Consider the following 22,548-nt stretch of genomic DNA (forward strand, 5'->3'; position numbering starts at 1 on the left):
GTCCTCTATGTCGGTCGGTTCAGACGAAGGTCTGCGGAAGTTCGGTCTCTCAGGCGACGGCGCGCCGCGGCTGTTCTGTATGCTCATCGGCGAGCCCGTCCTGGGCCAGCCAGAGTGTCACTGTGAGCTGGCCCGACTCGCGCGGCGCCAGATCGCGGGTGGTGACCGTGGCGAGCCCGGCCTCGGCGAGCCAGCCCGAGACCTGATCGGCGGAGAAGCCGAGGCGCCGGTGGGCTTGGCCTGTGCGCAGGAATTCCAGCTCGTGGGGGGCGAAATCCACCACCAGGAGCCGCCCGCCGGGGGCCACCAGCCGCGCGGCGCCGCGCAGGGCCCGGGCCGGGTCGTCGAGGTAGTGCAGCACCTGATGCACCACCACGAGGTCGAAGCTCGCCCGGGCGAAGGGCGGCGCGTGGATGTCGCCCTGCCGAAGATCGACCCGCGACAGGCCCTGACGCTCCAGGTTGGCCCGGGCGACGGACAGCATCGCGTGGCTCGAATCCAGACCGGTCGCGCGGGCGGCCCGCGGGGCGAGCAGGCCGAGCATCCGCCCGGTGCCGGTGCCGAGATCGATCAGGCTGCCGATCGGGCGGTCGCCCAGCGCGTCGAGCACCGCGGCCTCCACGGTCGCCTCGGGCACGTGCAGCGACCGCAACTCGTCCCATTTGGGCGCCAGCCGCGCGAAGAAGGTCTGGGCGGTCTCGGCCCGCTGTGCCCGGACGGCGTCGAGCCGGGCGCGGTCCTCCGAGAGCGGCGGCGCGGTCCGGTCGAGCCCGGAGAGGAGCGGGTCGGCGAGGCCGGCGCGGGCCTCGGCCAGCCGGAAGAACGCCCAGGCCCCCTCGCGGTGGCGCTCCACGAGGCCGGCTTCCACCAGCAGCTTGAGATGGCGTGAGATCCGCGGCTGCGACTGGCCGAGGATGTCGGTGAGGTCGGAGACCGAGAGCTCACCCTCGGCGAGCAGCGCCAGGATCCGCAGCCGCGTCTCCTCGGCGGCCGCGCGCAGGACGCCGAGAGCCTCCGGGAAGGGGATCGACCCCGACTCTTGCCTGCGTTGGATAGACATAAAGATATGTTTATGTGCGTTTTGAGCGCGGCGCAAGGGCGATCTGGCGCGTTGGCGCCGAGGTCGGGTAATTACCCAGGCCTGTGATGGCTGGGCTCAGGCGCCGACGGTTTTGAGGATGGCGCCGAAGGGACTGCTGCCTGTGAGGCGCGCGGTGTCGACGACGGTGCGAATGGCGGCCTCGCCCTCGGCCGCCCACATGGCCCGGTAGCCGTTGGTGACCTTCCGCTGCACGACAGCCGGACGCAGCAGCCGCTCGGAGCCGTTGTTCGTCGGCTCGACCTTTCCGGGATAGGCGAGGAAGACCAGGAGCTGATCGCGGGCGCGGCTGATCTTGGCCTGTAGGTCGCGGCTCAGATCACAGCGGCTCGACGTGGCGAGGATGGCACCCAGTTGCCGATCCAGGCTGCGGCGCTTGGCCGAGAGCGTCGCGGCGGCCAAGTCGGTGACGCGCCCGGCCAGGGCGAACACGCGCTGCAGCCAGAGTTGCAGACGCCAGGGCACGGGATCGTCGCTGGCCTCGACGACATAGGCGACGTCGCGTGCCAGATGCGCCAGGCAGGTCTGGTGCTCATCCGCATGGCCTTGCTGGGCGGTGTAGCGGTCGGAGATCCACACCGCGGGCCGATGCCCGTCCATCATCTCGTGCACCACGACAGCGCCGCGCGTCGGCGAGGCCGCGTGCACCACGGCTTGCGCCGAGTGGAACAGCCAGTGGTAAGCGTTCGAGCCCTCGATCCGCACGCCGGTCTCGTCGCAGGCGACAACCTCGGCCTTGCGCAGGGCGGCGATGGCAGTGTCACGACCGGCACGGAAGCGGCCTTGCGCGCGGCGGAGCAGGTTCATCAGACCGCCCTGGCTCAGCGTCAGACCGAACAGGTCGGAGAGCGCCGCCTGCAGCCGTTCGTAGGAGAGCGCCTGGAAGGTCTTCAGGTACGTCGCCACCGCGTGCAGCCGCGGACCGAACGGGGTGCCGCGCGCCGCCTCCGGCACCGGTGCGACGACCCGCTCTCCGCAGCTCGGACAACAAACGGCGAGGCGCTGGTGCTGCGTCACGATCGGCGCCACCGCGGGCAGCTCGATTTGCTCAGAGACGCTGACGATCTCTGCCGGAAGAGCGGCATGCAGGCTGCCGCCGCAGCGCGTGCAAGCCTCGGGACGATGCTCGACGAGCGTATCGGGATCGTCGCTCAACGCCCGGCTGTGACCCTCGTGACCGGGCTTGGCGCCGCCGGGCTTGGACTGCGCGCGCTGCTCCTTGCGATCGGTCGCGGGCGGCTTGGACGAGGTGCGCGAGGTCTTCTCTGGCCGCTGCAGCCGCAGCACCAACTCGATCAGCTCCTCGCGGCTCAGCCGTTCCAGTTCGCTGCGGCCCATCTCACGAGAGAATCAGCGAAATTGGCTCCCGGCAAGAGGCAAGCTCGTCCCGGCAAGCGGCGCAGCCGCGGGCGTTCAACCGCCGACCAATCCACCCCGTGGGTAATTACGAGGTCGGGCGCCTTTCGCGCACGCCTGGACCGAACGGCCTCCCTACCGCAGCCAGTACCCGTCCGGGCGCAGCGCTTCCGGCATGGGCTCGCCGAGCGCGTGGTGCACAATGCGGTCGACGGCGCGGACCATGGCGTCGAGGGGCAGGTCGTTCGGCTCGGTGCCAAAGGGCTCCTCCAGTTCGTCGCCGAGGGCGTCGAGGCCGAAGAACGTGTAGCCGACGAGCGCCACCACGATCGGCGTGGCCCAGCCCAGGGAGCCCGTGAGCCCCACCGGCAGCAGCAGGCAGTAGAGCCAGGCGGTCCGGTAGACGAGGAGCGTGTAGGCGAAGGGCAGCGGCGTGTTGGCGATCCGCTCGCAGGCGGTGTGCACGCCCGATAGCGCCTCGATCCGCGCCTCCAGGATCCCGAACTGGATGTCGGTAAGGCGGCCCGCCCGCATCAGGGCCGCCAGGTCGCGGGTCATCGCGGCCAGGACCGAGTCCGTCGGATTGGGGCCTGTACGGTCCGAGCCGGGCAGCTTCTCGTCCACCGCGGCCGCCTCGTCGAGTCCGCGCAGGCGTGCCCGAAGGCCGTGCGCGAAGGCCGAGAGCCGCCGGAGCTGGGGCGCCGCCTCTCCCTCCGGCAGCAGGGCCGGCAGGACGCGGGCGAGGTTGCGCACCTCGCCGATCAGGCTGCCCCAGGCCTTCCGGGCCTCCCACCAGCGCTCGTAGCAGGCGTTGTTGCGGAAGCTCAGGAAGATCGACAGGGCAAGGCCGACCAGGGTGAAGGGCGTCACCCCGGCCGTCATCGGGAAAGCCGCGGGCCAGCGCGCCTCGGCCCAGACCACCGCGCAGGAGACCGCCACGATCCCGGCGAGCTTCGGCGCCACCCGCGGCACGATCGAGCCGCGCAGGGTGAACAGCAGGGTCAGCAGGTTCGGCCGGGTGCGGACGATCATCGGGACATCGCGACTGGGGCGCCGCCGTCCTGCCCTGGCCCCCGCGCCCCGGCAAGAGACGTATCCGTGAGGCGACCGCTCAGACGGCCTCCGCCTCCCACAGCCACGCCGCGCCGCGCACGCCGGAGGCGTCCCCGTGCAGGCTCGCCCGGACCGGCGTGGCGAAGGCGTCGGAGAAGACGTGGGGTGCAATCGCTCCGGGTAGGCCGGCGATCAGTTCCGGGATCCGCGACAGGCCGCCGCCGATGACGATGACGTCCGGATCGAGGAGATTGACGACCTGCGCGGCCGCGCGCCCGAGCCGGTCGAGGTGGCTCGCGAGCGTCCCCCGCGCATCCGGATCGCCGCTGCGGGCGAAGGCGACGATCGCCTCGGCCGTGTGGCTTCCGCCGTGCCGCCGGGCGTGGTCGGCCGCCAGACCGGGGCCGGACAGCCAGGTCTCGACGCAGCCCCGGCGGCCGCAATAGCAGGCGGGGCCCGGGCGCTCGTCGTCGTGAGGATATGGCAGCGGGCCGTGGCCCCATTCGCCCGCGATGCCGTTGCGGCCCGTGAGCACCCGGCCGTCGATGGCGATGCCCGATCCGACGCCGGTGCCGAGGATCACCGCCCAGACCACGCGGGCTCTCGCGCCGGCGCCGTCGATCGCCTCCGATACGGCCAGGCAATTGGCGTCGTTCTCGATCCGCAACGGCCGTTCGAGCCGTTGCGCGAGATCGACCCCGAAGGGCCGCCCGTTGAGCCAGTGCGAGTTGGCGTTGCGCACGAAGCCCGTCGCCGGCGACAGGCTGCCCGGCATGCCGATCCCGACGGTGCAGGGCGCGCCCGCCTCCGCTTCGAGCCGCAGGACCAAGCCGGCCACCGCCTCGACGGTGGCCCGGTAATCGCCGCGCGGAGCGGCCACCCGGGCCTCGGCCAAGGTTGCGCCGTCGTGGTCCAGCACGATCCCGGCGATCTTGGTGCCGCCGAGATCGATGCCCAGGCGCGCTCGTCTCTTGGGTGAGCCCGTCACTCGGCGGCCGCGACCTTGCCGTCGGTCGACATCGGCTGCGGCGGCTCGTCGGCGATCTGGGTGCCGATGGAGACCGGATGGGCCATGACCTCGTTGAGCTTGGCCACGTCCAGCTCGCCTTCCCAGCGGCTCACCACAACGCAGGCCACGCCGTTGCCCACGAGGTTGGTCAGCGCGCGGCACTCGGACATGAACTTGTCGATGCCGAGGACCAAGGTCATGGCAGCCACCGGCACCGGGCTGTTCGGGATCGCCGAGAGGGTCGCCGCCAGGGTGATGAAGCCTGCGCCGGTGACGCCCGAGGCGCCCTTGGAGGTGAGCATCGCCACCAGGATGATCGTCGCGTACTGCGCGATGGTCAGGTCCGCACCGACGGCCTGCGCCAGGAACAGCGTGGCCAGCGTCATGTAGATGTTGGTACCGTCTAGGTTGAACGAGTAGCCCGTCGGGACCACGAGGCCGACCACCGAATCCGAGGCGCCGAGCCGGCGCATCTTGGTCATCAGCTGCGGCAGCACCGTCTCGGACGAGGAGGTGCCCACCACGATCAGCAGCTCGTCCTTGATGTAGGCGAGGAAGCGCAGGATCGAGAAGCCGGCCACCCGGGCGATCGCCCCGAGCACCACCAGCACGAACAGGAGTGCCGTGACGTAGAAGGTGCCGACGAGCCAGGCGAGGTCGTAGACCTTCTGGATGCCGTACTCGCCGATGGTGAAGGCCATGGCGCCGAAGGCGCCCACGGGGGCGAGCTTCACCACGATGCCGATGATCCGGAAGAAGATCTGCCCGGCGGTGTCGATCACGTGGTTCACCGCGGCGGCCCGCTCACCCAGACCCGTCACCACGACGCCGGTGAGGATCGAGATCAGCAGCACCTGCAGCAGGTCGCCGGTGGCGAAGGGGTCGAAGAAGCTCTTCGGGATGATGGCCAGGATGTGGGCCACGGTGGAATCGGAGGCCGCCTTGCTGGCGTAGGTCGCGACCTTGCTGGCGTCGAGCTTGGACGGGTCGGCGTTGAAGCCGGCGCCGGGCTTGATTACCTCGCCCACCAGGACGCCGATCAGCAGCGCGATGGTGGAGACCACCTCGAAATAGACCAGCGCCTTCAGGCCGACGCGGCCGACCTTCTTCAGGTCGCCGATCGACGCGATGCCGTGCACGATGGTGCAGAAGATGATCGGCGCGATCATCATCTTGATCAGGCCGATGAAGGCGTCGCCAAGCCACTTCATCGCCTTGCCGGTGGCCGGGTCGTACCAGCCGAGCAGCACGCCCAGCGCGATGGCGATCAGGACCTGAATGTAGAGCACCTTGTACCAGGGCTCGCGGGGCGCTGCGGCCGGACTCGTCGCGTGGGTTGCCTGTGCCATGTTGATCCCGTGCGACTGCCGCGCACCCTCCCGATGTGCCGGCACGCTAGCGATTCTCGTCCCTCGCCTCAACGGCTGCCCGGTAATCTGCCGCGAACCAACGGTGACAAAAACTTGTCGATCCCCGCCGGGAAGACTCTCCGATACGGGTATTTGCGCTCATCCCAGACTGCGCGGCTGTTTCGGACCGCCGCCGGATTTCGCCGTCCGCGCATTGGCCTGCCGCGACATCGCGGGGGCCATCTGTGTCTGTGCTCAATTGGGCCGGGACTGCATTCCTGGCCGGCATTCTCACCTGTGCACTTGCCGCTCCAGCAGCGGCCCGGGTCGTCGCGCGGATCGGCCCGTCGCGCAAACGCATGCGCGTCCTCGTCGACGGCTATCCCGCTTATGACTGACCCGTCCCGCGGCCCGCCGCGGCTACGTCACGCCGAACGGACCGGTGCGGGAGGGGCTGATGGCGCCGATGTGGCGCTCGCGCCAGTACCACGGCTCGCCGATACCGCACCCCATGTTCTTCCGGGGCGGCGCTGCGATCCACGGCACCTCCGCGGCGGGATCCCTCGGGCGCCGGGCGGGCGGCTGCTTCCGCCTGCCCCTGGGCCATGCGGCCGCCCTGTTCGGCCTCGCCAGCAGATGCGGCGGGGCGGCAGTGATCATCCGTAACTGAGCCGCGCGCCTCCGCCGGACACAGCAAAAGGGCCGCAGCGCGTGTGTGCGCTGCGGCCCGAAGGACCTAGCTTGGGCTGACCAAGCCGGACGGCGGCTCAGTTCTGCTGCTGTGTCCGGCGGGGGCGCACGGTCCAGCGCTCGAACATCGACGTGGGGTCGTCGCCCTTCCCGTCCTTCGCGTCGGAGGCATGCTCCGGTTGCTGGTGGATCGCAGCACCGAGCGCCTGGGACAGGCTCTCGATAACGTCGTCGATGCGGGCGTCGCCGTGCTGGGGCTCTTCGCTGCCGGCCTGGACGCCATGCGCCTCGGCGGAAGCGGACGTCGCGTGGTGGACGGGTTCCGGAGCGGAGGCCGGCTCGTGCTCCGGCTCGGTCTGCGGCTCCGGGGTCGGCTCCGCGGGCGCGGCCGCGACGGGGGCGGCCTCAGCGGGTTCCGGCGCGGGCGCCGCCGCCGGGGCAGGCGGAGCGGCGGGCGGCGTCACGATCCGGCGCATCGCGTTGATGGCGCCGTCGTCGGTCTCGGGAGCCCGGGCGCTGCTGCCGTAGCGGCCGAAGCCGAAGCGGGGCTCGATCAGGTCGAGCACCGCGTCCAGCGCTGCGTTGCTCAGGGCCATCTCCTCGGCGGCCGGGACACCCTGGATGGCGAGCGACGGCCGCTCGAAGGCCGGCTCGCCGCTGACCTCGCGTCCGAACCAGCTCGGCGCCTGGAAGGCCGCCGCATCCCCGTCGTTATCGAAGGCGACACTGACCAGGTCGAGGCTGCCGGGCGTGACGTAGCGGTCGATGGCGATCTCGCGACCGCCGACATTCAGGACCGTGCGATCGTAGGCGGCCTTGCCGGGGCAGACGTCGAGCAGCGCATCGCCATGGGCGCGCGGCACGTCGGTGCGCTCCTCCACGGGGATGCCGTCAGCGCCCTTGTTCACCAGCACGAGCTGGCAGTTCTGGCCGTCGACGCGCACGTAGGAGGCGCGACCGCCCTGCGGTGCGAAGTGGCCTTCCGTGATCCGGGCGCCGCCCCGCTCCTTACGGATCAGGCGGACTAGGGACGGGGCGACCAAAAATCGGCGAACGGTGCTCATGAACTCAAAACCCCTCCCGCTAGGTCGGCGGCACGCCGATCCGGCGGACAGCCCCCAGTGCCGGCGGAGCGTACGGAAGGGGGTAGGAGGTGCCGGAGACGACGGCGTGTGAGCTGGACCACAACGCCGTATTCGCCAGAACCTGACCGCTTCCGTCGCCAATCACCGGACCGCGACAACATGAGACTATAAAGCGCTAAGCAAAAACACGACGAAATCAAGACCGGACGGCGGCGATGATCCGGCCGAGATGCCTTCTGTCCACGATATCCCGCCTCCCGGCGCGATTTTTCCAACCCAGGTTAGATTCTGGGCCGGCCTACTCCGCCGGCTCGAAGTTCATCGCGGCGCCATTCATGCAGTAACGCAGCCCCGTGGGAGCAGGGCCGTCATTGAACACGTGGCCAAGATGGCCCTTGCAGCGCGCGCAATGTACTTCCGTGCGCACCATCCAGTGGCTTCGGTCCTGCGAGGTCTCCACGGCGCCCTCGATCGGCTCGAAGAAGCTCGGCCAGCCGGTCCCGGATTCGAATTTGGTGCCCTGCTCGAACAGCGGCTGCCCGCAGCCGGCGCAGGTGAAGGTCCCTGGGCGCTTCTCGGCGAGCAGGCAGCTCGTGCCGGCGCGCTCGGTTCCGTGCTCGCGCAGGACGCGATACTGCTCCGGCGTGAGGGTCGCTCGCCACTCGGCGTCGCTGCGGGCCTCGGGGCTGGTGGTCGGCGTATCGGCCATGACGATCTCCCTTTTCGGGCCGATATATAGGGAGAACACAGGGCATTCGGCAGTCCCGGATGCGGGAAGCTTGGCGGCGCGGCCTTGAGCCACGGTGCGTCGGCGCTAGGGTTAGGCTGCTGCGCCCAAAGTGTCGGCCATCCGGGCTTGGCGGCGGCCCATCGGCAGGGGCGCGCCCGTTGTGGTGTCGCAGGCGGTCTGGTGCTCGAGCTCGGCGTTGATCTCGCCGCCGAGCAGCACGATCGTCGAGGAGATCCAGATCCAGGTCATGAAGCCGATCACGGCGCCGAGCGAGCCGTAGGTCTCGTTGTAGGTGCCGAAATTCGCGACGTACCAGGAGAACAGCAGCGAGGCGACGAGCCAGAGCAGGCCCGCGACTACGCTGCCGACCCCGACCCAGCGCCAGCGGGCGTGCTCCCGGCTCGGACCGAACCGGTAGAGCACCGAGAGTCCGCCCAGCAGCACGATGAGGATGGCCGGCCAGCGCAGGGCCGCGAGCAGCCACGCGGTCGAGCCGAGGCCGAGGAGGTTCAGCACCACCGGCACTACCACGATGGCGTTGAGCGCGATGATGATGAACATCAGGGCGCCTACCGTGAACGTCAGGGAACGGACGTTCAGCCAGAAAAAATTGCGCTTCTCCTCCTCCTCGTAGACGACGTTCAGCGCGTCGAACATCGCCTTCATGGCGGCGTTGGCGCTCCAGATCGACAGCAGAAGGCTGGTAAAGAACGTCACGCTCAGCGAGCCCGTACCCCGGGACGCGATGCGCTTGACCTGATCGCCGATCAGCTCGACCGCCCCGGAGGGGAGCACGGCGTGGAGCTGCGCGAGGTGGTCGTTGATCACGGTCACGTCCGCGAACAGGCCATAGCAGGTCACCAGCGCGGCGATCGCCGGGAACAGCGACAGCAGCGTGTAGAAGGTGACGCCGGCGGCGACCGCCAGCACCCGGTCCTTGTTGAATTCCAGGTAGACCCGGACCGCGATGTCCTTCCAGCCGGAGCCGGTCATCTCAGCGGGGCTGTTGGCGGTGCGCCCGCGCTCCGGCTGCGTCGCCGCCATGAGCTGCGCGGCGCGGCCGGAGATGGAGCGCGCCCCGGCTGCCACGCCCTCGTGCGCGTCTTCGCCGTCGCAGCCTTGCTCGGGATCGGTCGGCGGTTCGGCGGCGGTGGGCAGCACCGGCAGGAAGCGCCGACCAGGGGCCGCCGCGAGGGCCACCAGCGCCGAGCCGAGCATCAGGATCCACAAGACCGAGCCGGTATCAGGCTGTCCGCTCGGGCGCGAAGGCGACGATGGCATGGGTCGGGAAGGGCCGTACGCGCGGAACTGCCGCGCTCGGGACTTCAAACGCCTCCGCCAAGCGGCCGTTCCGCGCAGGTCCCGGGGACGCCAGGGGCATCCGCGCGTTGTGCATCTTATGCGCGATCATCCCCGTCTCGGTTTCTGTTGCAAGTTCGTCCTGGACGAACCTCCCGGCACACATGCCACGCTCAAGGCGGAGCGCGACGCGACGCTCCACATGAACCTGACCAGCGTGACGATGGCCCATCTCACCAAGCTGGAGCCCGCCGCCCGGCGGGCGAAGCTCTCCGGCTTGGTTGCCCATAACCTTGACGTGCTCGCCCGCCAGATCGCCTGGGTCGGGGCCCGCCCGCCGATCGAGCGCCTGCTGCGCATGGCGAGCAATGTCCTGCCTGGCTACACCCACCCGATCGCGCAGGCCCTTTACGCCGAGCCCGCGATGGCGGCGCTCGTCGAGCGCGGCCTCGCGGAGGCGGGGGCGCTGGCGCGTCGGCTCGGGGTGCGCCTGAGCTTCCACCCGGGCCCGTTCTGCCTGCTCGCGAGCCGCAACCCGGCGGCCGTGGCGAACGGCCTGTCGGAACTCGACTACCATGCCGAGATCTTCGACCGCATGGGTTACGGCGGCGGCTGGCATCCGCACGGCGCCCATATCAACATCCATGTCGGCGCGGGCGACCCCGGAGTCGATGGCTTCCGCGAGACCCTGCCCCGGGCGAGCCGCGTGGCGCGCGACCTCGTCACCGTGGAGAACGATGAGAATGTCTTCGGCCTCGACGCGGTGCTGCGGCTCGCCGATCTCGTGCCGGTGGTGCTCGACCTGCACCATCACTGGGTCCAGAGCGGCGGCGAGTATCTGGAGCCGGAGGATCCGCGGATCGCCCGGGTCCGGGATTCCTGGCGCGGTGTGCGGCCGGTGGCGCATATCAGCGTGTCGCGCGAGGCGGTCGCGGAGGATTGCGACCCGGACGTCCTGCCCGACTTCCCGGCCCTGCGGGCTGCCGGCCACGCGGTCCGGGACCTCGCGGCCCATTCCGACATGATGTGGAACCGGGCGGTGAACGACTTGGTCGCCCGCCATCTCGTCTGGGCGGATTTCGAGATCGAGGCCAAGGCGAAGAACCTCGCCTCGATGCAGATCGCCCGATACATCGCGGATCTGGAGCGGGCGGGCCCGCTCGCCGCCGAGTGACGGGCCGGTCTCGACGCCCTCCCCGGACCGCTTTAGGCATCCCGCCATGAAGACCGCCGATTGCGACATCCTCATCGTCCCGGGGCTTGGGGGTTCCGAGGAGGACCACTGGCAGGCCCGCTGGGCGGGGCGCCTCGCCACCGCGCGGGTGGTCGAGCAGGACGATTGGCATGCGCCGACGCCCGAGGCGTGGTGCGGGCGGATCGCCGAGGCGGTCGCGGCCGCGACCCGGCCGGTGATCCTGATCGCCCACAGCCTTGGCGTGGTCGCGAGCGTCGAGGCGGTGCCGCGCTTCCCGGCCGGCATCGTGCGCGGCGCCCTGTTGGTGGCCGTGCCGGACGTGGAGGAAGCGCCGCACCTGCCGGATTCGGCGCGCGCCTTCGCGCCGGTGCCGCGGGATCCCCTGCCCTTCCCGTCGCTCTTGGTCGCCAGCAGGACTGATCCGCATTGCCGCTACGACCGCGCCGACGATTTCGCCCATGCCTGGGGGGCGCTCACGGTCGATGCGGGCGAGTCCGGTCACATCAACGTGGCGAGCGGGCACGGGCCCTGGCCCGAGGGACTGATGCGGCTGGCGGGATTCCTGAAGGGGCTGTAGGCCGGGCGTTAACGCTCCGTTTACCCTCAGCCCGTCCAGTGGCGCTACGGGCGGTCTTCGTCCCGAAGGCGCCCCTGGAGAGCACCGTGACGCGTAAAGAGCTTCTGGAACGACTCGACGCGGTGCAGGCCGCCCTCGGGCCCCGGGCCCAGTCCAACTTCAACAGCTCGCTGTTCAACGACGTGGCGCTCTTGAAGCGCATCGAGGCCTTCGAGGCCAAGCTCGGTGAGCCCGAGAAGCCCAAGAGCGCCGACTACACCGGCAACATGTTCTCCCGCATCGCCAACCGCCGCGCCGCGGCGGGCGGCAAGTAGCGCCGCGGGCCTATTTCGCGTCGGCCTCGGCCGCCCGCAGCAACTCGCCGGCCACGTCGGCGAGCCGCGGCGGCGCTTCCCGCACGAAGGGCAGCGGCCGGCAGACATTCAGGGCGGCGAGCCCGAAGCGGGCGGTCATCAACCCGTTCAGCACGCCCTCCCCCAGCTTGGCCGAGATCCGGGCGGCGATCCCCAGCCCCAGCACCTGCTGCATCACGCTCTCGCCCACCGCCATCCCGCCGGTGATGGTGAGATGCGCCACGGCGGCGCGCGCCAGGCGCAGGAAGCCCAGGAAGCCCGGGCGCCCGCCATAGATCGCCGCGATCCGGCGCAGCAGCCGCACGGCGGCGAAGACCACGAAGGCGACGTCCACGATCGCCCGCGGGCTGAGTGCCGTTACCGCCGAGACCTGCTTGGCCGCCGTCGCGATGGCGTTGCAGGCCTGCCGGTCGAGACCGGCCAGCAGCTCGTGCTCGGCCAGCCCGATCCGGTCGTCCACGTCGAGGATCGCGTCGGCGGCGGCGTCAATCCGGGCGCGGCCCGCCGACAGGGCGTCGCGGTCGGCGTAGAAGGCCGAGAGCGCCTGCACCACATCCTGCGCGCCGGTGTGGTCTCGGCTGCCGAGGGCGTCGAGGGCCGACTGGCGCAGGCGCTCGATCTTCCGCTCGCGCCGCAGGCCGGCGAGTTCCCGCGCGACGATGGCCAGGAGCGCGAGTGCGGCCAGCCCGAGCAAGGCGAGCGCCACCCAGCCGAGCCAGGGTGCGGCCTGGAACAGGTCGGCGATCATCCGCTCCACCGAGAGCCCGATCCCGAGCGAGACCAAGCCGCCGACCGCCGACAGGAACAGCCCCCCCCAGGGCGAGCGCCGGCGCGGCGCCACCGGCACCGCCACGCCGTCGGCCGCGTCGACGATCTCGAAGGGCTCCTCAACGATCCGGGCCTGCGGTGGCCGGGCGGTGAGCGGTGTGGTGGTCACGCTCGGATCCGCCGACGGTTCGGGGGTGATGCGGAAGGCGCGGGGTTTCTGGCCCGAGGTCATGGCTGAGTGCTCCGCAGACTCGCTGACATCGTTACGCCAGCCTGTCCCCGATGAGGAACTGCATGGCCCGGTCCAGCCGGATCTGCGGCAGGTGACCGGGGCGCCCAAGGCTGTCCGGCCGGACCAGCGGCGGCCGGAAGCGGGGGAAGCGCAACGAGCCCGGCTCGACCGCCCCCTCCAGCACAGCCTCGGCGCGGGCGGGCAATTCGCCCGGGAAGATCGCGGCCTCGCTGTTGCCGTCGAACACCTCGTCGCCCACCACCTCGCCGGCCTCCGGGGTGCCGGCGACGGCGCGCAGGGTCTCGGCGCCGTCGTGGACCGTGGTCTCCCGGGTGGCGCGCACGGAGGCGAGCGCAACGGTGCCGACCCGGGCGCCCGCGGCCTCGGTGCGCCGCATGGCCCGGGACACCAGCAGCCGCAGCAGCGCGTCGAGCCGGTCGTGGCTCGTCTGGTGGAGATGATCGGCCTTGGTGGCGGCGAACAGCACCCGGTCGGCCCGGGGGGCGAACAGGCGCGACAGCACGGTGTTGCGGCCGATGTTGAGGCTCAGGAGCACCGCGTCCAGCGCCTCCTCCAGCTCCGCCAGCGCGGTCGGGCCGGCATCGACGGCGGAGAGCACGTCCACCAGCACGATCTGCCGGTCCACCCGCTGGAAATGGTCGCGGAAGAACGGGGTGACGACCTTGGCCTTGTAGGCCTCGAAACGCCGCTCCATCAGGCCGGCGAGGCTGTCGGGGGCGATCGTCTCGGTAAGCCCGTTCAGCGGCGCGAAGGTGAGCGCGGGGGAGCCCGCGAGGTCGCCCGGCATCAGGAACCGGCCCGGCGGCGTCGTGGCCACCGATTCCGGGCCGGCGCGCAGGCCCGCCAGATAGGTCTTGAACGCGTCGCTGGCGCGTTCGGCCGCGACCTCGTCGAGGGGGCCGTTCGGATCGAAGCCCTTGAGCGCCTCGAGCCAGGGTCCCGCCACCGCGGCGCGGCCCGGCCGGCGTGTGCCGTTGATCGTGGCCCGCGACCAGGCCGTGTAGCTTGTCTCGATCAGCGCGAGGTCGAGGAGCCACTCGCCCGGATAATCGACCACGTCGAGCATCAGGGTCGCGGGGCCGGTGCGCCAGCCGGCTGTCCGCTCATAGGCGATTTCCAGGCGGAACTGGCTGATCCGGTCGGTGGAGCGGGGCCAGCACCGGGCCTCCGTGAGGGTCGCGAAATGCTCCTCGAACGGGAAGCGCGGCACGTCGTCGTCGGGCTGCGGGACGAGGCGGGCGCGGCGCAGGCGGCCCTCCTGCGCGGGCGCGAAGGCCGGCAGGGCATGAGTCTCTACGAGGTGGTGGATCAGCGCCGTGGTGAAGACGGTCTTGCCCGAGCGCGCGAGCCCGGTGACCCCGAGCCGCAGCGTCGGCTGGATCAAGAGGTCGTGCGAGGCTTCGGCGAAGGCTTTGACGGCCGAGCCGGCGCGCGCGGCAAGGTCGGTCAGGGGCACGGGCGGGCTCGTCGTGAGGGGAACAGGCCGCGCAGAGGTGGCGCGGCGGCGGCCGGACCGCAAGGCTTGTGGCTAATGGGCGGCCTCGTGGGCGACAGGCGTGATCGGTTTCAGCCGGTCGATCGCCCCGGCGACGAGGTCCGGGCCGGCCCGAAGCGTGCCGAGTTCCACAGCCGACATCGCCAGCATCACTGGCGCGAGGTTCGGCCGCGGCGAACCGTCCGGTCCGAACAGGTCGAGGTCGTCGCCGGGCTTCAGCCCGACGCTGCCGCTGATCCGGTGGGCGTAGGCCTGGATCCGCACCTCATCGCCGGTGCAGAGCGGGGTCGGCAGGCGCAGGTCGAGGACCGGCAGGCCCGCGGCGATGGCCGGCAGCAGCGCGGATTCGGCCACCATCCGGTCCGGGCTCGGCACCTTGCGGTCCAGGAGCGCGGCCGGATCGGCGGCGCCGCGGGCCGTCGGTTTCGGGCCCTGACGTACCGATCCGAGAGACGGGGTGATCCCGGCCGCAATGTCGGGTACCGGCTGAAGCGTCGCCACATGCGGCACCGCGGCCGGGCGACGGTTCGGGCGGCCCGCCATCCGGGCCAGCGGCGACCAGGGCTGCACCCGCAGCGCCGCCGCCCGGCCCCTAGGCGCACCCCCGGGTCGGTGCGTGGCGAGATAGCGGGCGCGCAAGGTCCGCCCGATCCCCCGGGGGGCCAGGGCCGCCGAGACTGTGGGCGCCGCCACCGCCCGTCCCGGCCGCGAAGGCGCGGACGCGATCCGGCACTCGGCCGGAGCCCAGCGGCGCACGATGGCCAGCGCGGTGCGGCGGCCGTAGTCGCGATAGTAGCGCCGCAGCAGGCTCGCGGCCGCATCGGCGCCGTCATCCAGGGTGGCGAAAGCGGTGTGGCCCTCGGCATCGGCGCCGATCTCGCCGGGCCAGCGGGCGGACTTGATGCACCAGCCGTTGTTGAGCCGCACGCAGCGGGCGACGTAGGGCGGATCCTCCGCCAGCCGCGCCGTGAGCGCCAGCGCCCGCGGCAGCAGGTTCGCGCCGGCCTCCTCGTGCCAGTTGGAGACCGACCGGGTGGCGGCATCGAAGCGCGGCGGCGGCTTGTCCGCTGGGGCGGCGGCCACGGGCCCTGCCGGCAGCGCGCGCAGGAGGGCGGCAGCGCCATCCTGCGCGGGCGAAATCAGGGCGGTGACCAGGGCGAGCGCGCTCAGCAGCACGCGGGTGGACCTTCACGGCGGAAGGGGGGCACGGACCGGAGAGACGCGGGACGCTCTCCCGCGCGCTCCATGTGAGCGGAGCCGGGTCCCGTGCGATGGGCCGCCCGAATGCGTGCGATCCTCACGGATTCAGCACCTTGAGTGCCGCCTCGTGGAGGCGCGGGTCGCCCGCGGCCACGATGCGCCCGCCGGACGCGGCCGGGCCGCCGTCCCAGGCCGTCACCCGCCCGCCCGCGCCCTCGACGATCGGGATCAGCGCCACGATGTCGTAGGGCTTCAGCCCCGCCTCGACCACGAGGTCGATCTGCCCCGCGGCCAGCATGCAGTAGGCGTAGCAATCGGCCCCGTAGCGGGACAGCCGCACCTGCCCCTCCAGCGACCGGAAGCGCTCGGCCTCCTCCCCGGCCGCGAACAGCCGCGGGTCCGTGGATGCGAGGATAGCCTGGGCCAGATCCGTGCAGCGGCGGGTGCGCAGGGTGCGCTCGCCGGCAGGCCCGCGCAGGCGCGCACTGCGCCCGTCTCCCGTGAAGCGCTCGCCGAGAAATGGCTGATGCATCAGCCCGCGGACCGGCACGCCTTTGCGGGTCAGCCCGATCAGGGTGCCCCAGGTCGGCAGTCCGGCGATGAAGGCCCGTGTCCCGTCGATCGGGTCCAGGATCCAGACGCACTCCGCGTCGGTCCGCTCGGAGCCGAATTCCTCCCCAAGGATGCCGTGCCCCGGGAAGGTCTGGCCGATCATCGCGCGGAGCACGACTTCGGCGGCCCGGTCGGCCTCGGTGACCGGGTCGAACGGCGCCCCACCGTGCGCCTTGTCGTCGAGGCCGAACTGGGCCCGGAAGAACGGCAGGATCGCCTTGCCGGACGCGTCCGCGAGGTCGTCCATGAACCGCCCGAGTTCGACGACGCTCATCGGCTCTCTTCCCTGATCCGCCCCACGGCCCGCCGGTCGGCTGGCCGGTCCGGTGACGAAACCGGGACGCCCCCCGGGCCGTCAAGCCCCTCTGGATCATGCCTCGGCCCGCTCCGGCTTGCGCGACACACCATCCCCGGCTTTCGGGACGCGATCCTGGCCGGCACCCGGTTCGACCGCGTCGGACTTCTCCTGCGCGGCGGCCAGAACCGCCTCGACGGCCTCACGCAGAGACCCGACCTGCCCGTCCGCCTCGGTGGCGCACTCGGTCCCGAGGCCGAGGGTGACGCGGTCGGGCCGGTCACCCTTCGCAAGCCAGAGGCCGAGCAGGATCGGCACGCCGGGCATTCTGCCCTTCAGGCGCCGGACAAGCCGGCGCAGATGGGTCGGCTCGCCGTCGAGCGCCAGGGAGATGACACAGGCCATTCGCGCAGGGCCCGGCTCGAAGCGCGCGATCCGGGCCGCGGCGGCTTCGGCGAACGGCACCGTGCGAACGCCGACCCCGCGCTTCTCGAGGATCTGGGCCAGGATGGCGGCGGCGGCCTCGTCGAGGAAGCCGCGTCCGGAGACACAGAGCACCGCCCCCTCGCGCGTCCAGTCCTGGGACAGCGCCTCCGGCGGCGGGCCCAGCGGCAGCGGGCTGCAGGCGCCCTCGGCTCCCTCGCCGGCGGTTTCGGTGCCGGCGTCGCCCCGGTCGGACAGGTCGGCGATCAGCTCGCCGAGCGCCGTGCGCATCGCCGCCTTCTGCCGGGCGGTCAGGACTCCCCGGGCCGCGTCGCGGGCGGCGAGTTCGAGCGCCTTGAGGACCACGTCGTCGTAATAGGACGAGAGCGCACATTGCTGCAGGATCAGCTCGGCGTGGCCCAGAACCTCCTCCGAATCGCCCGCGAGGATCCTCTGGTAGAAATTCTGCACGGGCGTGAGCGCCGGCCGGTCGCCGAACAGCACGTCCAGAAATTCCAGGTGGTCGACGTAGCGGCCCAGCACCACGAGGCAGACGGTGAGCGGGGTCGAGAGCAGCAGGCCGACCGGCCCCCAGAGCCACGTCCAGAACAGGGCCGAGACCAGGACCGCGAAGGGCGAGAGCCCGGTGGACTGCCCGTAGAAGATCGGCTCGAACACCTGTCCGGTGAGCGGCTCCAGGACAATGAACAGGATCGCCACCGCGATCATCATGTTCCAGCCCGGATCCACCGCGGCGGCGAGCGCCATCGGCAGGATCGCCGACAGGACCGCGCCGAGATAGGGCACGAAGCGCATCACGGCCGCGAAGATCGCCCAGAGCACCGGGTTCGGCACGCCGATGACGTAGAGCCCGATGCCGATCACGACGCCGAAGGAGGCGTTCAGGGCGAGCTGCACCACGAAGTAGCGGCTGAGACGCCGGGCCGCGTCGTCGATCGCCACGGTGGTGCGGTGCAGGTCACTCGATCCCGCGAGCCGGATCACGCGGTCGCGCAGGTCCTCGCGCTGCATCAGCACGAACAGCAGCACCACGAAGACGATGCCCACCGTGGCCAGCGGCTGCATCACCGGCGACAGCACGGTGCTCAGCATCTCCAGGGGAGTCGGCGGGGTCGAGGCGACCTCGACCAGCACGGGCTTTCGCGCGGGCTGCGCTCGATCCTGGGCCGGCGACGGCGGCGGTGCAGGCTGCGGCGCCTCCGCGGAGCTGGGTCCCTTGGCGCCGTGGAGCGCCCGCCCGATGTTGGCGACGTACTCGGTGAGGTGCCCCACGGGGGAGTGGCGCAGGCCGTCGATCTTGCGCTCGATGGTGGCGCGGTAGCGCGGAACGTCGCCCGCGAGGTCGGCCGCCTGGATGCCGATCAGGGTTCCGAGGGCCGCCACGACGCCCACCGTCAGAAGGACGCTCACGCCCACCGCCACCAACCGCGGCAGGCGCAGGTGCCGCAGGCGGTTCACCAGCGGCGTGAGCACGAAGGACAGCAGCAGCGCGATCGCGATCGGGATGAAGATCTCGCGGCCGAAATACAGGGCCGCGATGATGGTGGCGCCGACCACCACGGGCGAGGCCATCGCGGCCCGCGGCGTCTCGGCCGCGGCGACCCGCGTCGGCCGCGGCGGGATCAGCGGATCCCCGGGTCGCGCTGCCGAGTCTACCCCGACCGGGGTTTTTGTGCCCATGCCGTGATCCGCTTCCCGAACGCCACGCGCGGGCGCCCGCCGGAGCCGGCGGGCGCCTCACGGACGGGGAACGGCACGGGGGCCGAAAACGATCCCGGCGGCCCGACCGGCTACGCTCCCTGAACGCCGGCCCGGGCCACGTCGCCGGCATCCTTCAGGTCGGGGAGCGACCAGCACAGCTGCAGCACGCGCTTGGCCTGCGCGTCCGGCAGGATACCGGAGGCGAGGTCGGCGAACTTCGCCTCCAGCTGCTTGTCGGACATCGGTTTCTCGACGCTGCCGATCGCGTGCTCGATGAAGCGATGGACGGTCCGGCCGTCGTTCAGGGTGACAGTCATGTCGACCTGCGCGGCGTCGATGCCGGGGGTGATCACCGGGACGACCTTCTGGCGGAGCGCCACCACGCGCGGGTCGTTCACGGCCCGGTCGCTGAACTGCTTCTCGCCGCCCGCACCCTCCACGAAGGCGACGGCCGCGGCGTGGTAGATGCTGAACTTGCCCTCAAGGCCGGTCTTCGGGGCAGTCTTGCCGGTCAATTCCAGCACCAGCGGGTGAACCTTGAGGTCCACGCGCTTGATGTCCTCCGGCTTGACGTGGTCCTCGTCCCGGATCTGGATCGCGGCGTCGATCGTCGGATGCATGACGATGCCGCAGGCGAAGGGCTTGTAGGTGTTGAGCTGGGACTCGTAGCGGGTTCCGAGCCCGTCGGTGATCTCGGACCAGTCCTGCTTGGTGGAGATCGTGTTGGCCCAGCCGCGCTTGGCCTCGATCATGCCGTCGGACGAGGTGTAGCCCTTCGACGCCAGGATCGCCGCGAACAGGCCGTTGGAGGCGGCCCGACCCGGGTTGAAGCTCTTGTTCATGGAGCCGAAGGACTCGCGCAGGCCCACCGGCTGCGAGGCGGCGAGCCCCAGCGCGTAGACCATCTGCTGCTCGGTGAGTCCCATCAGCTTGCCGGCCGCTGCCGCAGCGCCGAACGGCCCGCAGGTCCCGGTGATGTGCCAGCCCGCGTCGTAGTGGTTCGGGTAGACCGCGTTGCCGATCCGGCACTCGGTCTCGATCCCCACCACCAGCGCGTCGAGGAAGTCCCTGCCGGAGATCGGCTTCATCTGGGCATAGGCCAGGATCGCCGAGGCGACCGCGCCGGCCGGGTGGATGATCGTCTTGAGATGGGTGTCGTCGAAGTCGAAGATGTGGCTCGATACACCGCTGAGGAACGCGGCGTTCATGATGTCGAACCGCTCGCTCCGGCCGAACAGCCCGGCCTGGGGCGGACCCGAGAAGGGCTGCAGCGCCGAGGCCGCTACGTCCACGGTCTCGTGATGCGAGCCGCCGATCGCCACGCCAACCCAGTTGAGGAAGCTGCGCACCCCCTCGCGGCGGACGGGCTCGGGCAGCGAGTCGTAGGACGAGCTCAGGATCCACTGGGCGAGGATCTTCGTCACCGGCGGCGCGGGCGCCTTGGCGGCGGCCTTGGGCGTCTCGGCGGCCTGCGCGCCGTGCAGGGCCGGTGTGGTGAGGGCAAGGCCCGCGGCCCCGATGAGCGAGCGGCGATTCATCGACATGGCGTTCTCCCTGTTGGTCGACGCCATACCACCTGCGCCCGCGCTCCGTGAGCGGACCGCTTTCACTCTGCTGTGACTGAAACCCGTGCCGAGTGGGTCGCGCGGAACGCAGCGTCAGCGCCTTCCCATCCTCACCCTCATCCTGAGGTGCCGGAGCGCAGCGGAGGCCGCGAAGGAGGCTCCTGAAGACGCGCGATCTCTGGAGGCCTCCTTCGAGGCCGCTGACGCGGCGCCTCAGGATGAGGGTGAAGATCGGGAGGGCCCCGAAGGGACCGTCACACCACCACCGGCAGTGCGGCCTGCTCGCCGACCCCGAAGACCCGCCGGTAGCGTGCGACCTCCTCGGCCGGCCCCTGCGCCTTCGTGGGGTTGTCGGAGAGCTTCACGGTCGGTTGCCCATTCGCCTCCGTCACCTTGCAGACTATGGAAACCGGATCGAGCTTGCCGTCGGGCAGGAGCCCGCGGAAATCGTTGGTGAGTAGGGTGCCCCAGCCGTAGCCGATGCGCATGCGCCCGTGGAACCGGGCGTGGATCCGCTCGATCTCGTCGATGTCGAGCCCGTCGGAGAAGATCGCGAGCTTGTCGCGCGGGTCGCGTCCGCGATCCTGCCAGAACCGGATCACCTCCTCGCCCCCCTCGATCGGGTCCTTCGAGTCGATGCGGATCCCGGTCCAGTCGCTGACCCAGTCGGGGGCGTTCGCCAGGAACCCGGTGGTGCCGTAGGTGTCGGGCAGGATCACCAGCAGGTTGCCGCCGTAATCATCCTGCCAGTCGGCGAGCACCGCGTACGGAGCGGCGGCGAGCGCCGCGTCGTCTTCGGCCAGCGCCGCGTAGACCATCGGCAACTCATGGGCATTCGTGCCCACCGGTTCGACCTCCTGGCGGGCGGCGATCAGGCAGTTCGACGTTCCCAGGAAGGCGCTGCCCAGGCCCTCCGCCATGGCCTGCACGCACCAATCCTGCCAGAGGAAGCCGTGGCGGCGGCGCGTGCCGAAATCGGCCACCGACAGGTCCGGCAGCTTCTGCAACCGCTGGATCTTCTCCCAAACCCGGGTCATCGCCCGGGCGTAGAGCACCTGCAGATCGAGCTTGCCCAGACCCCGCAGCACGGCGCGGGCCCGCAGCTCGTTGAGGATCGCGAGCGCCGGAACCTCCCACATGGTGGTCTCGACCCAGGGCCCGTGGAAGGTCAGCTCGTACTGGCCGTCACGCACGGCCAGCTCGTATTCGGGGAGCTGGAAGGTCTCGAACCACGCGACGAATTCGGGGCCGAGGATCCGCCCCTGGCCGCGGAACACGTTGCCGCGCAGCCACGTCACCTCGCTCTTGCTCAGCCGCAACGTCCGGGCGTGGTCGAGCTGCTCGCGCAAGAGTCCGGCATCCACCTCGTCGGCGATGCGGATCCGGTGCGTGCGGTTGGTGATCCCAAATGTGGTGCGGATGTCGGGGTGCCGTCGCAGGATCGTCTGCGCCATCAGCAGCTTGTAGAAATCCGTGTCGAGCAGCGACCGCACGATCGGGTCGATGCGGAAGCTGTGATCGTAGACCCGCTTCGCCAGATCGAGCATGCGTTCGTGACTCTTTCACGCGGTACCGGAGTGGCCACAGCGCATGCCGGACGTGCGGGCGTCAAGCAGAAGGGCGGCGCGCCGGCAGGCGCGCCGCCCTTCCCACGCTCGCGTGTGCGACCAAGTGCTTAGGCGAGGTCGACCTTCTTGGTCTCGGTCTTGGGGCTCTCGCCCGTGAGCGAGGCCTTCACGTAGCCGTAGACGTGCAGCATCTTGCTGTTGGGGCTGTCCCAGTACTCGCCCTTCTCCGGATGCACACGGATCAGCGCTACCTCGGGATCGTCCTTACCGTTGGGGAACCAGGTCTTCAGGCCCTCATTCCACTTCTCATTGATCTTCGACTGATCGCGGACGATCTCGGCCTTGCCGGCCACCGAGACGTAGTTCTGGCTCGACGGGTCGGAATAGGCGAGGTTCACCTGGTTGTCCTTGCTGATCTCCGCCGTCTTGGGCGAGTGCAGCTTGGTGAAGAACCACAGGTCGCCGTTCTCATCGGCGTCGTTGTTCCACATCGGGCGGCTGTTGAGCGTCCCGTCGGAATCGACGGTGGTCATCATGGCGATCTTCACGTCCTTGATCAGCTCGAAGAGCTTCTTCGCGCCCTCGTGGTCGCGGTGGTTGCCCTGATGCATGAAAATGGTCTCCTGCGCGTCGTGTCGGTCGGTCCGGACGGCGATTCCCCGGAGGCGCGCACGCGCTCTGGAAGGGTCCCCGCCTGAAGGCTGCCCCGACAACGGATCAACGTCCGGTTGGTTCAGCTTGTGCATCGACCGAGGTCGGGAGGATGCCGTCTTGAACGGGCCGCCGCGCAGCCGCACTCCTGATGCTGGGCGCGCCCTGTCTCGTCGGTCCGCCGTCGGTCGCCGAGGTGCG

The 22,548-nt window shown here is 70.8% G+C and carries 20 protein-coding genes; 4 read left to right on the forward strand and 16 right to left on the reverse strand.

The window, feature by feature from the left end; translation table 11 throughout:
• Positions 1 to 49: 49 nt before the first annotated feature.
• The 5 genes from ACYCO6_RS20160 to ACYCO6_RS20180 form a co-directional block, all read right to left on the reverse strand.
• On the reverse strand, positions 50 to 1,060 hold the full coding sequence (locus ACYCO6_RS20160; protein WP_459762613.1) for an ArsR/SmtB family transcription factor: 1,011 nt from the start codon (positions 1,058 to 1,060) through the stop codon (positions 50 to 52).
• 96 nt (positions 1,061 to 1,156) lie between these two features.
• A complete protein-coding gene (gene tnpC / locus ACYCO6_RS20165; protein ID WP_459762615.1) occupies positions 1,157 to 2,437 on the reverse strand; it encodes an IS66 family transposase in 1,281 nt (426 codons plus the stop codon).
• A 153-nt stretch (positions 2,438 to 2,590) separates the two neighbouring features.
• Positions 2,591 to 3,487, reverse strand: coding sequence for a bestrophin family protein (locus tag ACYCO6_RS20170; protein WP_459762617.1), 897 nt, complete (start codon positions 3,485 to 3,487; stop codon positions 2,591 to 2,593).
• Positions 3,488 to 3,566: 79 nt separating this feature from the next.
• Positions 3,567 to 4,496, reverse strand: a complete 930-nt coding sequence (locus ACYCO6_RS20175; protein ID WP_459762619.1) for an ROK family protein — start codon at positions 4,494 to 4,496, stop codon at positions 3,567 to 3,569.
• A complete protein-coding gene (locus tag ACYCO6_RS20180) occupies positions 4,493 to 5,866 on the reverse strand; it encodes a dicarboxylate/amino acid:cation symporter (protein WP_459762621.1) in 1,374 nt (457 codons plus the stop codon). The genes ACYCO6_RS20175 and ACYCO6_RS20180 overlap by 4 nt, the downstream gene beginning before the upstream one ends.
• Positions 5,867 to 6,323: 457 nt before the next feature.
• On the opposite strand from ACYCO6_RS20180, the gene ACYCO6_RS20185 reads away from it, so the two are divergent.
• Positions 6,324 to 6,536 carry a L,D-transpeptidase family protein gene (locus tag ACYCO6_RS20185; protein WP_459762623.1) on the forward strand — a complete coding sequence of 71 codons (213 nt, stop codon included), beginning with the start codon at positions 6,324 to 6,326 and terminating at the stop codon, positions 6,534 to 6,536.
• A 97-nt stretch (positions 6,537 to 6,633) separates the two neighbouring features.
• On the opposite strand, the gene ACYCO6_RS20190 is transcribed toward ACYCO6_RS20185, so the two are convergent.
• From ACYCO6_RS20190 to ACYCO6_RS20200, 3 genes are all read right to left on the reverse strand, one after another.
• The gene (locus tag ACYCO6_RS20190; protein ID WP_459762625.1) at positions 6,634 to 7,620 is read right to left on the reverse strand and encodes a hypothetical protein; all 987 of its coding nucleotides are present in this window, start codon (positions 7,618 to 7,620) and stop codon (positions 6,634 to 6,636) included.
• A 319-nt stretch (positions 7,621 to 7,939) separates the two neighbouring features.
• The gene (gene msrB, locus ACYCO6_RS20195; RefSeq protein ID WP_459762627.1) at positions 7,940 to 8,350 is read right to left on the reverse strand and encodes a peptide-methionine (R)-S-oxide reductase MsrB; all 411 of its coding nucleotides are present in this window, start codon (positions 8,348 to 8,350) and stop codon (positions 7,940 to 7,942) included.
• A 111-nt stretch (positions 8,351 to 8,461) separates the two neighbouring features.
• Entirely contained in the window at positions 8,462 to 9,652 is a 1,191-nt protein-coding gene (locus ACYCO6_RS20200; RefSeq protein ID WP_459762629.1) for a YihY/virulence factor BrkB family protein, read from the reverse strand.
• Positions 9,653 to 9,770: 118 nt separating this feature from the next.
• On the opposite strand from ACYCO6_RS20200, the gene ACYCO6_RS20205 reads away from it, so the two are divergent.
• The 3 genes from ACYCO6_RS20205 (at position 9,771) to ACYCO6_RS20215 (ending at position 11,756) form a co-directional block, all read left to right on the forward strand.
• Positions 9,771 to 10,844 carry a UV damage endonuclease UvsE gene (locus tag ACYCO6_RS20205; RefSeq protein ID WP_459762631.1) on the forward strand — a complete coding sequence of 358 codons (1,074 nt, stop codon included), beginning with the start codon at positions 9,771 to 9,773 and terminating at the stop codon, positions 10,842 to 10,844.
• A 46-nt stretch (positions 10,845 to 10,890) separates the two neighbouring features.
• Positions 10,891 to 11,442 (forward strand): RBBP9/YdeN family alpha/beta hydrolase, encoded by a 552-nt coding sequence (locus ACYCO6_RS20210; RefSeq protein ID WP_459762633.1) that lies wholly within the window; start codon positions 10,891 to 10,893, stop codon positions 11,440 to 11,442.
• Between the two features lie 86 nt (positions 11,443 to 11,528).
• The gene (locus tag ACYCO6_RS20215) at positions 11,529 to 11,756 is read left to right on the forward strand and encodes a hypothetical protein (RefSeq protein ID WP_459762635.1); all 228 of its coding nucleotides are present in this window, start codon (positions 11,529 to 11,531) and stop codon (positions 11,754 to 11,756) included.
• 10 nt (positions 11,757 to 11,766) lie between these two features.
• On the opposite strand, the gene ACYCO6_RS20220 is transcribed toward ACYCO6_RS20215, so the two are convergent.
• From ACYCO6_RS20220 to ACYCO6_RS20255, 8 genes are all read right to left on the reverse strand, one after another.
• Positions 11,767 to 12,795 carry a YcjF family protein gene (locus tag ACYCO6_RS20220; protein WP_459762637.1) on the reverse strand — a complete coding sequence of 343 codons (1,029 nt, stop codon included), beginning with the start codon at positions 12,793 to 12,795 and terminating at the stop codon, positions 11,767 to 11,769.
• Positions 12,796 to 12,826: 31 nt separating this feature from the next.
• Positions 12,827 to 14,272, reverse strand: a complete 1,446-nt coding sequence (locus ACYCO6_RS20225) for a YcjX family GTP-binding protein (RefSeq protein ID WP_459762639.1) — start codon at positions 14,270 to 14,272, stop codon at positions 12,827 to 12,829.
• 72 nt (positions 14,273 to 14,344) lie between these two features.
• Positions 14,345 to 15,487: a hypothetical protein gene (locus ACYCO6_RS20230; protein ID WP_459762641.1), complete on the reverse strand. Its 1,143-nt coding sequence runs from the start codon at positions 15,485 to 15,487 to the stop codon at positions 14,345 to 14,347.
• 121 nt (positions 15,488 to 15,608) lie between these two features.
• Positions 15,609 to 16,397: a histidinol-phosphatase gene (gene hisN / locus ACYCO6_RS20235; RefSeq protein ID WP_459762643.1), complete on the reverse strand. Its 789-nt coding sequence runs from the start codon at positions 16,395 to 16,397 to the stop codon at positions 15,609 to 15,611.
• Positions 16,398 to 16,493: 96 nt separating this feature from the next.
• On the reverse strand, positions 16,494 to 18,542 hold the full coding sequence (locus ACYCO6_RS20240) for an AI-2E family transporter (protein WP_459762645.1): 2,049 nt from the start codon (positions 18,540 to 18,542) through the stop codon (positions 16,494 to 16,496).
• Positions 18,543 to 18,652: 110 nt separating this feature from the next.
• Entirely contained in the window at positions 18,653 to 20,107 is a 1,455-nt protein-coding gene (locus tag ACYCO6_RS20245) for an MmgE/PrpD family protein (RefSeq protein WP_459762647.1), read from the reverse strand.
• 275 nt (positions 20,108 to 20,382) lie between these two features.
• Complete coding sequence (gene pncB, locus ACYCO6_RS20250; protein WP_459762649.1) at positions 20,383 to 21,675, reverse strand: nicotinate phosphoribosyltransferase; 1,293 nt, start codon at positions 21,673 to 21,675, stop codon at positions 20,383 to 20,385.
• 128 nt (positions 21,676 to 21,803) lie between these two features.
• A complete protein-coding gene (locus tag ACYCO6_RS20255; RefSeq protein WP_459762651.1) occupies positions 21,804 to 22,307 on the reverse strand; it encodes a pyridoxamine 5'-phosphate oxidase family protein in 504 nt (167 codons plus the stop codon).
• Positions 22,308 to 22,548: the final 241 nt, after the last annotated feature.

It is taken from the genome of Methylobacterium sp. CM6257 (genome assembly GCF_054611515.1).

What these genes read in the sequence shown, in the direction of transcription:
- ACYCO6_RS20160 (WP_459762613.1), bottom strand. Translation starts at nt 1,060, where the DNA reads ATGTCTATCCAACGCAGGCAAGAGTCGGGGTCGATCCCCTTCCCGGAG.
- tnpC (WP_459762615.1), bottom strand. Translation starts at nt 2,437, where the DNA reads ATGGGCCGCAGCGAACTGGAACGGCTGAGCCGCGAGGAGCTGATCGAG.
- ACYCO6_RS20170 (WP_459762617.1), bottom strand. Translation starts at nt 3,487, where the DNA reads ATGATCGTCCGCACCCGGCCGAACCTGCTGACCCTGCTGTTCACCCTG.
- ACYCO6_RS20180 (WP_459762621.1), bottom strand. Translation starts at nt 5,866, where the DNA reads ATGGCACAGGCAACCCACGCGACGAGTCCGGCCGCAGCGCCCCGCGAG.
- ACYCO6_RS20185 (WP_459762623.1), top strand. Translation starts at nt 6,324, where the DNA reads ATGGCGCCGATGTGGCGCTCGCGCCAGTACCACGGCTCGCCGATACCG.
- ACYCO6_RS20190 (WP_459762625.1), bottom strand. Translation starts at nt 7,620, where the DNA reads ATGAGCACCGTTCGCCGATTTTTGGTCGCCCCGTCCCTAGTCCGCCTG.
- msrB (WP_459762627.1), bottom strand. Translation starts at nt 8,350, where the DNA reads ATGGCCGATACGCCGACCACCAGCCCCGAGGCCCGCAGCGACGCCGAG.
- ACYCO6_RS20200 (WP_459762629.1), bottom strand. Translation starts at nt 9,652, where the DNA reads ATGCCATCGTCGCCTTCGCGCCCGAGCGGACAGCCTGATACCGGCTCG.
- ACYCO6_RS20205 (WP_459762631.1), top strand. Translation starts at nt 9,771, where the DNA reads ATGCGCGATCATCCCCGTCTCGGTTTCTGTTGCAAGTTCGTCCTGGAC.
- ACYCO6_RS20210 (WP_459762633.1), top strand. Translation starts at nt 10,891, where the DNA reads ATGAAGACCGCCGATTGCGACATCCTCATCGTCCCGGGGCTTGGGGGT.
- ACYCO6_RS20220 (WP_459762637.1), bottom strand. Translation starts at nt 12,795, where the DNA reads ATGACCTCGGGCCAGAAACCCCGCGCCTTCCGCATCACCCCCGAACCG.
- hisN (WP_459762643.1), bottom strand. Translation starts at nt 16,397, where the DNA reads ATGAGCGTCGTCGAACTCGGGCGGTTCATGGACGACCTCGCGGACGCG.
- ACYCO6_RS20240 (WP_459762645.1), bottom strand. Translation starts at nt 18,542, where the DNA reads ATGGGCACAAAAACCCCGGTCGGGGTAGACTCGGCAGCGCGACCCGGG.
- ACYCO6_RS20245 (WP_459762647.1), bottom strand. Translation starts at nt 20,107, where the DNA reads ATGTCGATGAATCGCCGCTCGCTCATCGGGGCCGCGGGCCTTGCCCTC.
- pncB (WP_459762649.1), bottom strand. Translation starts at nt 21,675, where the DNA reads ATGCTCGATCTGGCGAAGCGGGTCTACGATCACAGCTTCCGCATCGAC.
- ACYCO6_RS20255 (WP_459762651.1), bottom strand. Translation starts at nt 22,307, where the DNA reads ATGCATCAGGGCAACCACCGCGACCACGAGGGCGCGAAGAAGCTCTTC.